At 42.5% G+C, this 14,877-nt stretch carries 17 protein-coding genes; 5 read left to right on the top strand and 12 right to left on the bottom strand.

Annotation, left to right across the window (positions count from 1 at the left end; genetic code table 11):
- The 4 genes from EQY75_RS06805 to EQY75_RS06790 all read right to left on the bottom strand — a co-directional run bounded on the left by EQY75_RS06805 (position 1) and on the right by EQY75_RS06790 (position 2,713).
- A complete protein-coding gene (locus tag EQY75_RS06805) occupies positions 1-366 on the bottom strand; it encodes a hypothetical protein (protein WP_129604154.1) in 366 nt (121 codons plus the stop codon).
- Positions 367-729: 363 nt separating this feature from the next.
- Positions 730-1,506 (bottom strand): TIGR02757 family protein, encoded by a 777-nt coding sequence (locus tag EQY75_RS06800; RefSeq protein WP_129604152.1) that lies wholly within the window; start codon positions 1,504-1,506, stop codon positions 730-732.
- A complete protein-coding gene (locus tag EQY75_RS06795) occupies positions 1,503-2,051 on the bottom strand; it encodes a CPBP family intramembrane glutamic endopeptidase (RefSeq protein ID WP_129604149.1) in 549 nt (182 codons plus the stop codon). Before EQY75_RS06795 ends, EQY75_RS06800 begins: the two co-directional genes overlap by 4 nt.
- On the bottom strand, positions 2,048-2,713 hold the full coding sequence (locus tag EQY75_RS06790) for an ABC transporter ATP-binding protein (protein ID WP_129604147.1): 666 nt from the start codon (positions 2,711-2,713) through the stop codon (positions 2,048-2,050). Before EQY75_RS06790 ends, EQY75_RS06795 begins: the two co-directional genes overlap by 4 nt.
- 249 nt (positions 2,714-2,962) lie before the next feature.
- Here EQY75_RS06790 and folE point away from each other — a divergent pair, with 249 nt between their 5' ends.
- Together folE and EQY75_RS06780 are read left to right on the top strand one after the other, a co-directional pair.
- Entirely contained in the window at positions 2,963-3,562 is a 600-nt protein-coding gene (gene folE / locus EQY75_RS06785) for a GTP cyclohydrolase I FolE (protein ID WP_129607014.1), read from the top strand.
- Between the two features lie 71 nt (positions 3,563-3,633).
- Positions 3,634-3,927, top strand: coding sequence for a hypothetical protein (locus tag EQY75_RS06780; protein ID WP_129604144.1), 294 nt, complete (start codon positions 3,634-3,636; stop codon positions 3,925-3,927).
- Between the two features lie 123 nt (positions 3,928-4,050).
- Here the strand turns inward: EQY75_RS06780 and EQY75_RS06775 are convergent, their stop codons facing one another.
- From EQY75_RS06775 to EQY75_RS06750, 6 genes are all read right to left on the bottom strand, one after another.
- Positions 4,051-4,377 carry a DUF6787 family protein gene (locus tag EQY75_RS06775; protein WP_129604143.1) on the bottom strand — a complete coding sequence of 109 codons (327 nt, stop codon included), beginning with the start codon at positions 4,375-4,377 and terminating at the stop codon, positions 4,051-4,053.
- 31 nt (positions 4,378-4,408) lie between these two features.
- A complete protein-coding gene (locus tag EQY75_RS06770) occupies positions 4,409-4,855 on the bottom strand; it encodes a DUF6146 family protein (protein WP_129604141.1) in 447 nt (148 codons plus the stop codon).
- A gap of 101 nt (positions 4,856-4,956) precedes the next feature.
- Positions 4,957-5,589 carry a DUF937 domain-containing protein gene (locus EQY75_RS06765; protein ID WP_129604138.1) on the bottom strand — a complete coding sequence of 211 codons (633 nt, stop codon included), beginning with the start codon at positions 5,587-5,589 and terminating at the stop codon, positions 4,957-4,959.
- Positions 5,590-5,637: 48 nt separating this feature from the next.
- Positions 5,638-6,594, bottom strand: a complete 957-nt coding sequence (locus EQY75_RS06760; protein ID WP_129604136.1) for a D-2-hydroxyacid dehydrogenase — start codon at positions 6,592-6,594, stop codon at positions 5,638-5,640.
- Between the two features lie 35 nt (positions 6,595-6,629).
- Entirely contained in the window at positions 6,630-7,694 is a 1,065-nt protein-coding gene (gene serC, locus EQY75_RS06755) for a 3-phosphoserine/phosphohydroxythreonine transaminase (RefSeq protein WP_129604133.1), read from the bottom strand.
- A gap of 78 nt (positions 7,695-7,772) precedes the next feature.
- Positions 7,773-8,813, bottom strand: a complete 1,041-nt coding sequence (locus tag EQY75_RS06750; RefSeq protein WP_129604131.1) for an acyl-CoA reductase — start codon at positions 8,811-8,813, stop codon at positions 7,773-7,775.
- Between the two features lie 122 nt (positions 8,814-8,935).
- On the opposite strand from EQY75_RS06750, the gene EQY75_RS06745 reads away from it, so the two are divergent.
- The gene (locus EQY75_RS06745; protein ID WP_129604128.1) at positions 8,936-9,289 is read left to right on the top strand and encodes a 4Fe-4S dicluster domain-containing protein; all 354 of its coding nucleotides are present in this window, start codon (positions 8,936-8,938) and stop codon (positions 9,287-9,289) included.
- Positions 9,290-9,294: 5 nt separating this feature from the next.
- On the opposite strand, the gene EQY75_RS06740 is transcribed toward EQY75_RS06745, so the two are convergent.
- A complete protein-coding gene (locus EQY75_RS06740; protein ID WP_165200557.1) occupies positions 9,295-10,773 on the bottom strand; it encodes a carboxypeptidase-like regulatory domain-containing protein in 1,479 nt (492 codons plus the stop codon).
- 116 nt (positions 10,774-10,889) lie between these two features.
- Positions 10,890-11,681, bottom strand: a complete 792-nt coding sequence (gene speB / locus EQY75_RS06735) for an agmatinase (protein WP_129604123.1) — start codon at positions 11,679-11,681, stop codon at positions 10,890-10,892.
- A 79-nt stretch (positions 11,682-11,760) separates the two neighbouring features.
- Here speB and ychF point away from each other — a divergent pair, with 79 nt between their 5' ends.
- Both ychF and EQY75_RS06725 read left to right on the top strand, forming a co-directional pair.
- Positions 11,761-12,855, top strand: a complete 1,095-nt coding sequence (gene ychF, locus EQY75_RS06730) for a redox-regulated ATPase YchF (protein ID WP_129604121.1) — start codon at positions 11,761-11,763, stop codon at positions 12,853-12,855.
- A 144-nt stretch (positions 12,856-12,999) separates the two neighbouring features.
- Positions 13,000-14,853, top strand: coding sequence for a DNA topoisomerase IV subunit B (locus EQY75_RS06725; RefSeq protein ID WP_129604118.1), 1,854 nt, complete (start codon positions 13,000-13,002; stop codon positions 14,851-14,853).
- Positions 14,854-14,877: the final 24 nt, after the last annotated feature.

Genomic DNA, 14,877 nt, shown 5'->3' with positions numbered 1-14,877 from the left:
TTAATATTGGTGAAGTAACCAGTATTCCGCTCTTTTAACCGTATCGAATACTTTGAGTCGTGCTGAACGATTTGTAGCGACGTCTACCAGGAAGTCGGACAGAGATTCCCGTTTCCAGATCAAGGCCAGCATTATCTTTTTACCCAAAATTTTAGCGATCTTTTCGCCCAGAAAGAAAAGTTCAATGAGCGCAATTTCCTCCGATTTAACGGAGCTAAGGTCTACAAGAACCTTATCGCAATCGTGCTCTTTACAAGTATTTAAAATCTGTTGGGGATATTCCAGGAATTCCCAGTAATCGTAATTGCCTTCCACAATTATTACCAGGTGATCTTTTTTATTTTCTACTGAAAAACTACTTACCATTCCCTTCTCAACTTTCCTATGGGTGACAGTAACTAGTTAGGTTGTAATTAAAGATAGGAAATTTCCCTCAGGAACACTTGATCTCACCTTCAATTATCATTTATTTAACAAATAACTAATACTGTTATGTATTTGATTATAAAAGATAAATTTTATTGATTTAAATTCTGAATTTGGATGGAATCTTAATGATTTCTTTAAATTGATAAATAGTTTTAAAGCCTACTTAACCCAATTTTCATAATTAGGTAACGTTATGGTGATTTATCACTATTCGATGGTACGACTTAATTCTTAGGAGGAAATAATTACAGATATTGTCAATTATAAAGAGGTCTTACCGCCTATCCCTGAAATCGCAATTCAGAATTTCTCAAAGACTCCCAGGCCAAATAGGGCAAAGTCATATTTCACAGGGTCTCTAGGGTCTAAAAGACGGAGGTTGGCATCAAGTTCTGCTACCGCTTTTGCGTCATTTTGTTTCCGCCTAAGCAGACCTAATTTTCGTGCAACATTGCCGGAATGCACGTCCAGAGGACATGATAATTGAGCCGGACTAAGGGATTTCCATAACCCGAAATCGACGCCTGAGTTGGCATCGCGAATCATCCATCGCAGGAACATATTTATCCTTTTGGCAGCGGATCCCCGAGCAGGATCGGAAATGTGTTTTTCTGTTCTCGCCGGATGCTCCAATTTGAAAAAAAGGGCTTTGAAGCTGGAAATGGAGCTTTGCAGGGAGGCCTCCTCAGCATTCCTCGTGAAAACCGATTCAAGACCTCCCTCTTGGGTGTAGATAAACCGCAGTGCTCTGATAAAATAAGCGAAATCCACCCCATTAAAAGTCCGGTGTACAAAGTCCTTAAGCGTAATTAAGTCCGACTCCGAATGATCTTTTACGAACTGGTATGGGGCATTATCTAGCAGTTCCATCATCAGGCGGGCATTATTGATAATACTTTTTCTGTTGCCCCAGGCAATGGTAGCCGTGAGAAATCCGCTGATTTCAATATCCTCTTTACGGGTAAAACCGTGAGGAATCTGTATAGGATCTGAGGAAAGGAATTCAGGTCTATTGTATTCCAAAACTTTCTGGTCGAGAAAATCTCGCAGGGTTTCCCGCTTTAGCTTTGTTTTCATTCTACCAGTTCTATTAAACTAATCAATAGAAATAAGATACCATTGTGGCTCATATGCATGAGAATGGCATAACGCAAGCCTAACTTTACCCTGAGAAAGCCCAAGAATAATCCCATTAGGGCCTGGGGTGCTACCAGGAGAGGTGCCCACATTAAGAGGGAGGCGCCTTCTTCAAAATTGCTGAGATGCACTAGGCCAAAGAGCAGGCATGAAAGATAAAACGCAATAGGAAAAAAGGAGGATCGTTTAAAAAAAATAAGCGGACCCCGGAAAATAATTTCTTCAAGGATAGGTGCCATAAGCACCATTAAGGCAAAAACCTGAAAATAAGAGTACTTCAGGAACATGTCTTCAGTTTTGTGTTTCCCCATATCAATATCAAGCCATTGAAATAATCCTTCTGCAAGCATTACAATTCCAATACCTACAATAAAATTCCAGAATACAAGGGAATACACGATTTTCAACCGCAATGTCAAAGACAAGTTTTTATAAGGGACGTATTCCGGTTTACGGCAAAAAGACCAAAGGCGTCGTAACATCATGCATTTACAATAAGTCCGTCTACCATGGTGAGTTTTCGGTCGGCCATATCAGCCAGTTCTTCGTTATGGGTTACAATGACGAAGGTCTGTCCATATTCCTCTCGGAGTTGAAAAAATAATTTGTGGAGGATATCTGCACTTTCCGAATCGAGGTTTCCACTGGGCTCGTCGGCAAGAATAACTGAGGGGTTATTGATCAGTGCTCTGGCAACTGCCACCCGTTGTTGCTCTCCGCCGGAAAGTTCACTGGGTTTGTGGTGATAACGTTCTTTAAGGCCCAGAAAATTGAGTAGTTCCATCCCCTTTTTTTCTGCATCCTTAGGATCTGTCCGTTTGATAAACGCAGGGATACAGACATTTTCCAAAGCCGTAAATTCGGGAAGTAATTGATGGAATTGAAAGATAAATCCGATGTGTTCATTCCTAAACACGGCTAATTCTTTGTCATTGAGCTGAGTTACTTCAACCTCGTTGATCATCAATTCGCTTTCTTTGGTATTGGACTGATGATCAAGCGTGCCAAGTATTTGTAGCAAGGTCGTTTTACCGGCCCCTGAAGCTCCGACAACGGAAACGATCTCACCTTTATCGATGTGCAAATCCACACCTTTAAGAACTTGTAAATTCCCGTAGAATTTTTGAAGATTTTTTGCGGATATCATCCCGTAAATTTTGAAGTTCGAAAGTACACATAAGCCACCTGAATACAAAATACATCTAAGCAGGGAAAGCAATAAGAAGAACTAAGCTGAATAAATTTGTTGCGAAATTCTGATCCGGGCCTCACCATGCTAATAATTCGTTAAAGTTATGGGGAGCTACGAGAATTCATTAATTTTGTTTAAGTTTAACGTAGAAATAATAAACAATATTTGAGCTTAACAGAAAACGCTCATTTTATTTACTCCAGTATGGCACCATATCAGAATTTAGAAGAATACAATTTAAGCATCACCAACGAGGTTAAAGAACGCTACGAAAAAATAATAGACGAAATAGGGGAGGACGTTAAACGCGAAGGTCTGGCCAAGACACCTGAGCGAGCGGCCAAAGCAATGTTATTTCTTACCCAAGGTTACAAGCAGGATGCTGTTAAAATCTTGAAAAGTGCCATGTTTGCTGAAGAATATGACGAAATGGTCATTATTAAGGACATTGAAGTGTACTCCCTATGCGAGCACCACATGTTGCCTTTTTATGGCAAGGCGCATATAGCGTATATTCCCAACGGCCATATAGTTGGACTCAGCAAGATTCCGAGGGTTGTTGACGTATTTGCCCGCAGATTGCAGGTACAGGAACGACTCACACACGATATTTTGGAATGTATCAACAAGACCCTGCAACCCAAAGGCGTTGCGGTGGTGATTGAAGCCTCACATATGTGTATGATGATGCGAGGGGTACAGAAACAAAATTCGGTAACTACTACTTCAGGTTTCCGCGGGCAGTTTGAAAAAATTGAGACGCGTAATGAGTTTCTTAAGCTGATCAGTTCCAGACTCTCCTAGTCACATCTTATTTTTATTTCTTTATTTACTCATTTGCAGCTAGCCGAAGGATTTCTGTATTTTTACGGGAAATGAAGGAAACGCCAAAAATTAAATACCTGCTGCTGGGATTACTCTTCGATGGTATCGGGATGCTGTCATTTTTAATTCCGGGGATAGGTGAATTTTCCGACGTGATCTGGGCTCCTGTTGCCGCTTGGCTAATGACACGAATGTACAAAGGGAAGACCGGACAAATAGCAGGTGTAATTACCTTCATTGAGGAATTGGTTCCGGGATTCGACCTAATCCCCAGCTTTACTTTAATGTGGTTATACACATTTATTACAGCCAAAAGATCTTCGCAAAAGGCAATTGAATCCTGAATTAACGAAATATATTAAAAAAGTACGGTAGTTGTCCAAAGCGTGCTCTCCGCCATTGCCAATAGATGGTATTGGTGATGACAGCTCGTCAATAACTGCGAATATGCGAGTGTAAAAAGGTGATTACGGTTCCTGGAAAAGTCGTCTAAATCCGAGTCTGCTAAGCATTTTCTTCTCGAAATTCCAAAAAAACTTAAACTGCCCAAACAGCCATCCAAAAATAATGAGCAAGACCTGGTAGAAAGGAAAAATCAATAGCAGGCGCAAGGTCCAGTAGACCGTTCCACTCCACCAGCTATCCGGAAAAGCTTCGCGTGAGAGTCCGATCCAGTTTAAAAATGGTTTTGCCACATATACTGATGAAGACCCGGTAATGGCAAACACCCAGAAAATGACTATAAGTTGCCAGGTCGATGTTATTCCCCAATGTTTTTTCAGGCGATTTGTCATTCTCCTATTTTGAAGCCGCAAAGGTAAATAATTAGATGCGTGCCGCAAAGGGTCCTAACCTTTGATTGTACTTGCGCTGGAAATAGACAAAGTAATTGTAGAGTTTGTAGTTTACCTCGTAACCGTAGTCGATGCGCGGATCATAATCTATTTGTAGTTGATACAGTTGTGGATCATACTGTAAATTGTTTATGACGCGATTATTCCATTCGATGACTAAAAACTGGTTCCTGTTTTCCAGAAAGGTTTTTGAATAATATCCCGGTGGACGTGCAACGGCCTGTAACCATACGTTAAATCCCGGTTCTATGATAATGATCTCGTAATTGGATTCTTCATCTGATATTTCCACAGTATCGGCGCTGGAGGAATTAAATGCTTCCTTTTCCTTAGCAGCGATCACGGGATCAATCCTGGTGCTGGAACAACTCCATATCAGCACAGACAAACTAATGATGAACAGCAGTCTGACGGACATTGACAAATAATATAATCTTCTTTTCATGACACCTTAAGATACAAAAAAACCATCGGGCTTTTTCCGATGGTTTTGTTAAAAATCCTTAGGTAACCTCTTATCTACTTTCCAAATAGCCCGCCCAGCATACCGCCAAGGCCACCTTTCTTCTTCTTGCTTCCTAAGACCATGTCTGCTACATCATCCAGAACACTGCCGTCTCCGTCAGAATCGATAAGACTTGTGATAAGACTTTGATTTTGTTTTGGTTGCCCACCGAGCATCGAGCCTAAAAGAGAACTCAAGCCGTTGGCATCACTTACATTACTCTGCGCTTTTTGTCTTCCCAAATACCCCATTACGATTGGGGCAGCAATCTTTAGAATTTGTGCAACGCTTCCGGCATCTATACCTGATTTCTGACTAAGGGCATTCTCTACGGCTGGTTGTTTGTTACCCAGGACATGTCCTAAAATCCCTGCGCCATCAGCTATTACAGAATCATTCACACCTCCCTGAAATAAACCTCCGAGATTGTCCAGGATCCCGCCGTTGTGTTTTGAAGAAAGAGCATTCATGAGTCCTTCTGCATTCTGAGGATTCGAGGCATTTTTCTTCATGGCACCCAACAATAGGGGCATGGCCATACTCAGCACATCGGCTGTTTTGTCTGTCGGTTGTCCTGTCTGCTGAGCGACACCGTTGATAAGTTCCTTGCCCATTGGGCCACCTAATAAATCCAAAAGTCCTGACATATTCTTAGTTTTTAATTATTCTGTTACGCGTAAATTCTTATTATTATTTTAGTTTAAGAGTCGGATGATTTGATCTGCAAGTTCCGTTCCGATCCTGTCCTGTGCTTCGTCTGTTGCGGCCCCAATGTGAGGGGATAAAGATATTTTTGGATGCATAAGGATCCTGACCTCCGGTACCGGCTCCGATTCAAATACATCAAGTCCGGCGAAGGCAACCTTCCCGCTGTCAATAGCGGCAACCAGGGCAACCTCGTCTATCACTCCGCCTCTTGCAGCGTTGACCAAACCAACGCCGTTCTTCATAAGTTCAAATTCGGCTTTGCCAATAATGTAATCTTTTTGAGCTGGAACATGAAGCGTAATAAAGTTGGCAGATTTCAATAGCTCCTCTTTGCTGCAACTTTTTAAGTTAAAGGATATGGACTGACCGTCGTAGAAGGACAGATCTACCTGCGCATCCTCCATATAGGGATCGTGATAGATAACCTTCATTCCAATACCAAGGGCTATTTTAGCGGTAGCCTGACCTATCCTTCCAAATCCAAGGACTCCCAGTGTTTTGCCCCGCAATTCAGTACCTTTCCCGTAATTTTTCTTGAGGCCCTTAAAATTCTTATCTCCTTCCAGGGGCATATTTCTGTTGGCATCGTATAAAAACCTGACACCACCGAATAAATGCGCGAATACGAGTTCTGCAACTGAAGCAGAGGAAGAGGCAGGAGTGTTGATGACATGTATGCCTTTTTCCCTCGCGTATTCCACATCTATATTGTCCATACCTACGCCACCACGGCCTATGAGTTTAAGACTTGGGCAGGCATCTATCAATTCCTTTCTCACCTGTGTTGCACTTCTTACCAGCAAGCCTGAAACCTGCTCTTCATTAATAAAGTTTACCAGTTGTTCCTGGGCTACTTTGGTAGTCAATACTTCATATCCAGCTTTTTCTAATGCCTGTATTCCGCTATCTGATATGCCGTCGTTGGCTAGAATTTTTTTACTCATTATGCTGTTAATTCTCTTTAATACTTAAGGATTGATTATGCTTTTCTTTCCAGATCACTCATTACATCAACCAGGACGCCTACACTCTCCAGAGTGAGGGCATTGTACATAGAGGCCCGGTATCCCCCAACAGACCTGTGCCCGTTGAGCCCATTGATCCCGGCTTCTTTCCACATGGCATCAAAGGTATCTTTCAGCTTCTCATCGGTTAATGAGAAAGTCGCATTCATGTTAGAACGGTCTTCTTTAGCAGCAAAACCTTTAAACAGGGGGTTAAGGTCGATCTCGGAATATATGAGTTTTGCTTTTTTCTCGTTCACTTCCTCAATAGCGTCAATTCCTCCCAGGTCTTTCAGCCATTGCAACGTAAGCATGCTTACATAAACCGGAAACACTGCCGGGGTATTGAACATACTGTCCTTGCTAATATGCGTTTTGTAATTGAGCATGGAAGGGATCTTCCTGCTGACTTTCCCTAGCAAATCTTCCTTTACAATAACAAGGGTGGTCCCTGCGGGTCCCATATTCTTTTGAGCCCCGGCGTAGATCAGATCAAATTTGGAAAAGTCGAGTTGCCTCGAAAAGATATCAGAACTCATATCACATACCAGAGGGGCATCAGACTTGGGAAATTCCTTGATCTGCGTTCCAAAAATGGTATTGTTGGAAGTCAGGTGCAGGTAGTCTAGACCTTCAGGAATGGTGTAACCTTTGGGAATATAATTGTAATTCTTATCCTTGGAGGATGCCACCTCAATGCCACTGCCAATGATGTTGGCCTCTTTGAGGGCTTTGTCGCTCCAGGTACCGGTGTTGAGATACCCGGCTTTATTTTCTAACAGATTATAGGCCACCATCGCAAATTGGAGGCTGGCTCCACCTTGCAGATACAATGCCTGATATCCTTTTCCTTCCAAATTCAGGAGTTCGAGCGCCAGTGATCTCGCTTTTTCCATCACGGCTACAAACTCTTTACTTCGATGTGAAATTTCAATCAAGGAAAGACCTATTCCATCGAGTTCGAGAACCGCTTCGGCAGCTTTTTGCATAACCTCGGCAGGAAGAATACAGGGTCCGGCGCTAAAATTGTGTTTTTTCATAAGATACGGTGCATTTTTTGCAGCTGTAAAGGTCGAAAATTAAGACGAGATAGGAGGCGTAAATCCCGATTAATTACATCATGTTTTTAACAGGAATTCAACAGTATCCACCCCATCTGCATAGTCTGTCAGCGAAGGTTTTTGAGTCTGGCCAAACGCTACTTCTACGGGACTGATGCCCTCCGCAACCACACATTGAATCTTATTCTGATCTGCAGTGAGTTTGTCCTTTATTTGAGTTTTGGAGTCATAGGTTTCGTAAAACAGGGTTCCAATGGGGGAGGCGTAGTTTTCATCGGGTTTTAGTAAAAGGAATCCATTATCCAGGAAGGGGAATTCACTCATCAGATAAACCGCCTTGTTGTAATCGTAATTATTGTGGTATTTATGATGGTCTATCAGCTTTTTATAGGGTTCGATGGCCTGAAAGAATTTCTTAAAATCGTAAGATTCAGGAACAAATAATTTGCTAACACTCCTGCATCCCAGCCCAAAGTAATGGAAGATATCTTCTCCCAGGGCGCTAAGGGTCTGCTGAGTTTCATTCCCCTGTAGGACGGCAACACTATTGCGATTCTTTCGGATAATATGGGGTTTATGTCCGAAGTAGTATTCGAAATAACGGGAGGTATTGTCGCTGCCAGTGGCAATTACGGCGTCAAAGTCTTTTAGGATGCCTTCCACAAACTGTACCTGACCCTCCAATCGAGGTTCAAACTCTGTGAGTTTTCGCATTAAGAAGGGAAGGAGGTCCTTGTCATTTGACGACAATTTCACCTTTGCCGTATGTCCTGTAATCAAAACGGAAAGCAGATCGTGAAAGCCTACCAGCGGAATATTCCCTGCCATGATAATAGCAATCTCCCCTGAAGCCTCATCTTGCACCGGGTATGAAGAAATCCAGGTATTGAGATTTTCCGGAGTGAGTAAATCTCCCCAGGCGGCAATTGCATGATGCAAATTATCCTCGCTAAACCAGCCATTTTTTAGTCTTGCTTGCCGGAGCACTTGCTTTAACTCCTCGTATGCTTCGTTCCCTGTATTTTCAGCCGGCCTGAAATTCCTGAGAAATTCACCAAGTTTAACAAATGCTTTAAATCTTTCTTCCAGTGTCGCCATATATTTGTACAAAATAGGTTTCAAGTGTACCTTTGCCGCAAAAGTATAAAACTGAGAGGGAAGTTGTACCTAAGTTTTTATCAGGCGTAGGTCCTGTAAATTGCTAAAAGAAAAAGAGAAATATGGCCATTATTATTACCGACGAGTGTATCAATTGCGGTGCCTGTGAACCAGAGTGCCCTAATACAGCTATTTACGAAGGAGCGGAAGAATGGCGCTATAGTGACGGAACTTCATTGACAGGGGATGTTGTCCTGCCTGACGGAAAAAAGGTCAATGCCGATGAAGTACAGGAGCCTGTGAGCGATGAGATATATTATATCGCTCCCGATAAATGTACAGAATGTATGGGCTTTCACGAAGAACCGCAATGTGCAGCTGTTTGTCCTGTTGATTGTTGTGTTCCGGATGAAGACCACGTAGAGAGCGAGGAAACACTGCTTTCCAAGCAGAGCTTTATGCATCCTGACGGTTAGACCTTCTAATTACTTACTTTAAAATTCTTCATTTCCTCCAGAGGTTCAATGATCTGGCTGTTCTCCCACACAGACGCTTCATACTGTTCCAGGAGTGTATAGGGTATTGTCTTAGGTTCTTCGAGCTTTGTAAATTCCATCATATCCAGGGGGCCGCTCGAAAGGATCAGCAATTCCTTTTTTTCCCGGCCCTCTCCTTCAAAAGTAAAATCGAAAATAACTTTTTCGCGTTCTTCGCTGTTTTCTATAAATTTTAGCGGCCTGCTCAGATAAACATAATTTCCAAAATCCCTCTTGATGTAATAGGGATGGTATGTACCACCAGGGTTCTGTTTGTACAAAATGGTGCCCTCATTTTTATTTTCCACAAACTTAACCCCTAACAGAAGCTTCATGTTGAATTTTTTTCCTTCTTTACCTTCGCTAAAGGCATAATCAGCCTTTAAGACGGCAAAATCATAGGAAGAGATGTACAATTTTCCGCTAAACTTTGATTTCGACCTGCGGGGACGAAAGGAGACCACATAGATGGGATTGTCCTGGAAATACGAAGCCCCGTCAAGAGAAAATCGATAAGAATCGGTATTCAATATTTTGTCCAGAAAAGAGAATTCAAACCACTGAGATGTTTTGAGTGTTCTCAGCAGCGATGACTTCACTTCCTTGTTGCCAAAAACCAGTTTTTTGTCATTATCAAAGTCGTCCTGATCAAAATTAAGCGAGTCTTCAATTTTAAATAGCCCTGTTTTTAACTTATATGTCAGGGTAGTATCTAAATACTGAAGGATGATATTCTGAGCTTTTTCCTGGACGTTGTCCAGGGAGAAATCCTTTCTGCTGTCAATTAATTTGGTAGCCCTGTCGATGACAATTTTGCTGGAGTCTTTGTCCTTTAAAAGAATGGAGCCGCTGTAATCCTGAAATTCGATCAATCGGCTGGCCATGATGGCCTTCGCCAGTGAATCGAGTTGTTTACTCGCCTTGGCTACCTGCGATTTGGGTATTGCTGTTGCTTTTTTAATTTCAACTTCCAGGTCGTTGAAATTCATGTAATTCGTTGCACGGTAGAACATCTGATACTTTTGCTCCTCGGCTGCATAGTTTGTGGGCAATGCAGCCCGCACTTCCCTGATGATCTCCTCAGCCGTTGGCATTCGGTTTCTCAGCAGCACTTCGCTGAGTTCAATGGTTGAGGGTACCATGTAGATGATCACACCATCAGTTAAGGAACTTGCCAAAATTCTCTTTTGTTTGTACCCCATGGATGAGATAAGCAGGCTGTCTGTCGCTGTATAATTGAGGTTTAGTCCAAAAACACCTTCTTCATTTGCAATGGTTCCTTTGCCCAATCCAATTTGTACCGTGGCATAGGGAATAGCTTCACCGGTGTCTTTGTCCAAAATGGTACCCCTCAAACTCTGGGCACTGGCTGAGAGACATAAAAAAAGAAATATAAAAAAGGGGAGGAAACGTAATGGATTCAAAAGATGCTGATTTGATTGATAAGACGACCTGCAGATAAAATTGTTACTGGCAAAGCGAAAATGATACCTCAGGATTAATTTTTAATGAAGATCCAAAAATACTTTGATTTATTCCATTATGGGAGATCCGTTGTCATTTTTGAAAGTATTTCCCTAAAAATCTTTGCACAAACCATGGCGGTCATTTTATTCTGATCCCGATCGGGATTGTATTCAACGATATCAGCCGCAATAATTGGCCCTTTTATAGATTGAATGATATGAAGTAATTCCCGGGTGGTTAAACCTCCCGGTTCCTGGTGTGAAACACCCGGGGCGCAGCCCGGATCAAGCGCATCAATATCCACAGAGAGATATAGAGGCTTGGTAAATGCAGGTATGGCGTCCACTTTAAAGTCCTTCATTTCGATGATCTGCACACCAAATTTCTCTGCCTGCTCCCGCTGATGCGTATTTAAAGTCCGAACACCAATTTGTACCAGCCTGCTGGCCAGTTTGTCTTCCATCACTCTTGCAAAAGGGCATGCATGGGAGTAGGGGTCTCCATCAAAATTATCGTACAGATCGCCATGGGCGTCTATATGCAGGATCTCCATCGGCCCGAATTGTTGATGAACAGCTTTAATCACAGGATAACTGATGGAATGATCCCCTCCCAGACTTATTACCCTTTGGTTATCATTGATATTGGCAGCAGTAATACTTTCTATATCAAAGTATTCATCAATTTTATAATCGCCCTTGTCCTCAAAAATCCCGGGCTGTACTTCTTTGCCGTTTTCTGAAAAATAATTTGCCGATGAACTGTGATAAGCTGCCCTAATTTCCGGTGGTGCCTTAGCAGCCCCTCTTAGAAAGGACGATTTTTCGTCGAATAAAAACCCCTGGAGGCGTATTGTGTTTGACATCTTTATTTCCGTAGACTTTTAGTGTTCTAAATATACTAGTAAAAAGTATATTTGCAGCCCGTAAAACAGATACAATAGCATGAAAGCAGGTATAGTAGGACTACCCAATGTAGGTAAATCGACCTTATTTAATTGTTTGTCCAATGCGAAAGCCCAGAGCGCCAATTTTCCATTTTGTACCATCGAGCCTAACATAGGAGTCGTAAACGTACCCGATCAACGCCTGGAAAAGCTCGAAGAATTGGTCAATCCCGAAAGAGTAATTCCTGCTACTGTTGACATTGTGGATATAGCCGGACTCGTTAAAGGAGCCAGTAAGGGTGAAGGATTGGGAAATCAATTTCTGGGCAATATTCGGGAAACTGATGCAATTCTGCACGTGCTTCGGTGCTTTGACGATGACAATGTAGTACATGTGGACGGCTCTGTAGACCCCATACGCGATAAGGAAACTATAGATATGGAACTACAGCTAAAAGACCTGGAAAGCGTGGAAAAGAAATTAGACAAGGTAAAACGGGCAGCAAAAACAGGAAACAAAGAAGCCATCAAAGAAGAAGCTGTTCTATTAAAGGTCAAGGAAAATCTGGAAGCCGGTATATCTGTGAGGGCAATAGAAATTGGTAAAGAAGATAAAAAAGAGTTTATTTCCCCCCTGCAATTGATCACAGACAAGCCCGTGCTTTATGTGTGTAATGTAGACGAGTCGGCAGCCGTTTCAGGCAATGCCTATGTTGAGCAGGTAAAAAAGGCCACAGCCGCTGAAAATGCTGAGATCCTTGTTTTGGCGGTAGGTACTGAAGCTGATATTTCAGAGTTGGAAACCTATGAAGAACGCCAACTGTTTTTAGAAGACTTAGGCCTCGATGAGCCCGGGTCCTCAAAGCTTATCAGGGCGGCATATACGCTTCTGAATCTCCACACCTATTTCACCGCCGGGGAGAAAGAGGTAAGGGCCTGGACTATACCTGTAGGTGCCACTGCACCTCAGGCTGCCGGAGTAATCCACACCGATTTTGAAAAAGGATTTATCAGGGCTGAGGTAATTTCCTATAACGATTATGTTACCTTTGGGAGTGAAATCAAGGTGAAGGAAGCCGGAAAAATGCGGGTGGAAGGAAAAGAATATGTGGTTAAGGACGGAGATGTGATGCATTTTCGATTTAATGTCTAGAATAGTTATTCCAGCCCGCTAGCTGGCATGCAGTAAGTGTGGGGCTATTAACAAATATGCCTCCGGTATTGTTAATTACTTTCTTTTTGGTGCATTTTGATTTCTGCCCCGAAATTTTATATTAGCAAGGAATACCCCAAATAAATGGCACAAACCCAATATACTGAAGAGAATATCAGGTCTCTCGACTGGAAGGAGCACATACGTTTGCGCCCTGGGATGTATATAGGGAAATTGGGCGACGGCTCCTCGGCCGATGACGGCATTTATATCCTCCTCAAAGAAGTTATAGATAATTGCATTGACGAATTTGTGATGGGCGCCGGTAAGACCATAGAGATCTCTATTCCCGGTGACCGTGTCATCGTTCGTGATTTTGGAAGGGGGATACCCCTGGGAAAAGTGGTTGATGTGGTTTCTAAAATGAATACGGGCGGCAAGTATGACACTCGTGCGTTTAAGAAGTCGGTCGGACTCAACGGAGTTGGAACAAAGGCCGTAAATGCCCTTTCTTCCTTTTTTAGGGTCGAATCGACCAGAGATGGGAAGTCGAAATCTGCCGACTTTGAATACGGTAATCTTGTCACTGAGGAATTCCTGGAAGAAACCTCGCGCAGAAGGGGGACCAAGGTGGTTTTCACCCCCGATGAGAACATCTTTAAAAAGTACAAATACCGAAATGAGTATGTAGAACGCATGCTCAGAAATTACGTATATCTCAATCCCGGCCTGACTATCGTCTTCAATGGAGAAAAATTCTTCTCAGAGAACGGACTGAAAGACCTATTGGAGGATAACAACAGTCCTGAAGATCTCTTATATCCTATTATTCATTTGAAAGGAGAAGACATTGAAGTGGCCATAACACATAGCAAGACCCAGTACAGTGAGGAATACCATTCATTTGTGAACGGGCAGCATACCACTCAGGGCGGAACACACCAGTCGGCTTTTCGCGAGGCCCTGGTAAAAACGATACGCGACTTTTACGGCAAGAATTACGATGCTTCAGATATAAGAAAGAGTATTATTTCAGCGATTTCGATTAAGGTTATGGAGCCTGTTTTTGAGAGTCAGACCAAAACCAAACTCGGGTCAACTGATATGGGTGGTGAGCTACCCACAGTCCGCACCTATATCAACGATTTTATTGGCAAGCAGTTAGACAACTATCTTCACAAGAATCCCGAGACGGCAGAAAAGATCCAACGCAAGATCATGACGGCCGAAAAGGAACGCAAAGAACTTTCGGGAATCCGCAAGCTCGCCAGGGAGAGGGCAAAGAAAGCCAGTCTTCACAATAAGAAATTACGCGATTGTCGTATCCATTTGGCAGATATGAAAAGTGAAAGGCGGCTCGAGAGCACTCTGTTTATCACTGAGGGAGATTCTGCATCGGGTTCTATTACAAAATCCAGGGACGTTAACACCCAGGCGGTTTTCAGTCTCAGAGGTAAGCCTCTGAACTCCTACGGCATGTCTAAAAAAATCGTGTACGAGAATGAGGAATTTAATCTTCTTCAAGCTGCACTGAACATCGAAGAATCCATGGAGGATCTTCGGTACAACAATATAGTCATCGCTACGGATGCGGATGTAGACGGGATGCACATCAGGCTTTTACTGATTACTTTCTTTCTGCAATTCTTTCCCGAATTGATCAAAGAAAACCATTTGTACATCTTGCAAACGCCATTATTCAGGGTTCGGAATAAAAAGGAGACTATCTATTGCTACAGTCAGGACGAGAAAAGAGCAGCTATCGAAAAGCTAAGTGGTAAACCTGAGATTACCCGTTTCAAGGGTCTTGGGGAAATTTCTCCTGATGAATTCAAACATTTTATAGGCGATGATATCCGTCTGGAGCCTGTAATGCTGGATAAGGCACTTTCCATTGAGGAATTATTGCAGTTTTATATGGGAAAAAACACACCCAATCGTCAACAGTTCATTATAAACAATCTTAAAGTAGAAGTTGATCTTATTGATCAAGAGTAATTAATTATCAAGTAAATAGGAGTC

Origin of the sequence: Muriicola soli, from assembly GCF_004139715.1 — a bacterium.
Classification (GTDB): domain Bacteria; phylum Bacteroidota; class Bacteroidia; order Flavobacteriales; family Flavobacteriaceae; genus Muriicola; species Muriicola soli.
The sequence above is the reverse complement of the archived record's forward strand: the minus strand, read 5'-3'. Positions and strand labels throughout refer to the sequence as shown.

Coding starts and splice junctions, on each gene's coding strand:
- ychF (WP_129604121.1), top strand. CDS start 11,761: ATGAAAGCAGGTATAGTAGGACTACCCAATGTAGGTAAATCGACCTTA.
- EQY75_RS06770 (WP_129604141.1), bottom strand. CDS start 4,855: ATGTCCGTCAGACTGCTGTTCATCATTAGTTTGTCTGTGCTGATATGG.
- EQY75_RS06745 (WP_129604128.1), top strand. CDS start 8,936: ATGGCCATTATTATTACCGACGAGTGTATCAATTGCGGTGCCTGTGAA.
- serC (WP_129604133.1), bottom strand. CDS start 7,694: ATGAAAAAACACAATTTTAGCGCCGGACCCTGTATTCTTCCTGCCGAG.
- EQY75_RS06765 (WP_129604138.1), bottom strand. CDS start 5,589: ATGTCAGGACTTTTGGATTTATTAGGTGGCCCAATGGGCAAGGAACTT.
- EQY75_RS06790 (WP_129604147.1), bottom strand. CDS start 2,713: ATGATATCCGCAAAAAATCTTCAAAAATTCTACGGGAATTTACAAGTT.
- EQY75_RS06780 (WP_129604144.1), top strand. CDS start 3,634: ATGAAGGAAACGCCAAAAATTAAATACCTGCTGCTGGGATTACTCTTC.
- speB (WP_129604123.1), bottom strand. CDS start 11,681: ATGTCAAACACAATACGCCTCCAGGGGTTTTTATTCGACGAAAAATCG.
- EQY75_RS06800 (WP_129604152.1), bottom strand. CDS start 1,506: ATGAAAACAAAGCTAAAGCGGGAAACCCTGCGAGATTTTCTCGACCAG.
- folE (WP_129607014.1), top strand. CDS start 2,963: ATGGCACCATATCAGAATTTAGAAGAATACAATTTAAGCATCACCAAC.
- EQY75_RS06760 (WP_129604136.1), bottom strand. CDS start 6,594: ATGAGTAAAAAAATTCTAGCCAACGACGGCATATCAGATAGCGGAATA.
- EQY75_RS06750 (WP_129604131.1), bottom strand. CDS start 8,813: ATGGCGACACTGGAAGAAAGATTTAAAGCATTTGTTAAACTTGGTGAA.
- EQY75_RS06805 (WP_129604154.1), bottom strand. CDS start 366: ATGGTAAGTAGTTTTTCAGTAGAAAATAAAAAAGATCACCTGGTAATA.
- EQY75_RS06725 (WP_129604118.1), top strand. CDS start 13,000: ATGGCACAAACCCAATATACTGAAGAGAATATCAGGTCTCTCGACTGG.
- EQY75_RS06775 (WP_129604143.1), bottom strand. CDS start 4,377: ATGACAAATCGCCTGAAAAAACATTGGGGAATAACATCGACCTGGCAA.
- EQY75_RS06795 (WP_129604149.1), bottom strand. CDS start 2,051: ATGATGTTACGACGCCTTTGGTCTTTTTGCCGTAAACCGGAATACGTC.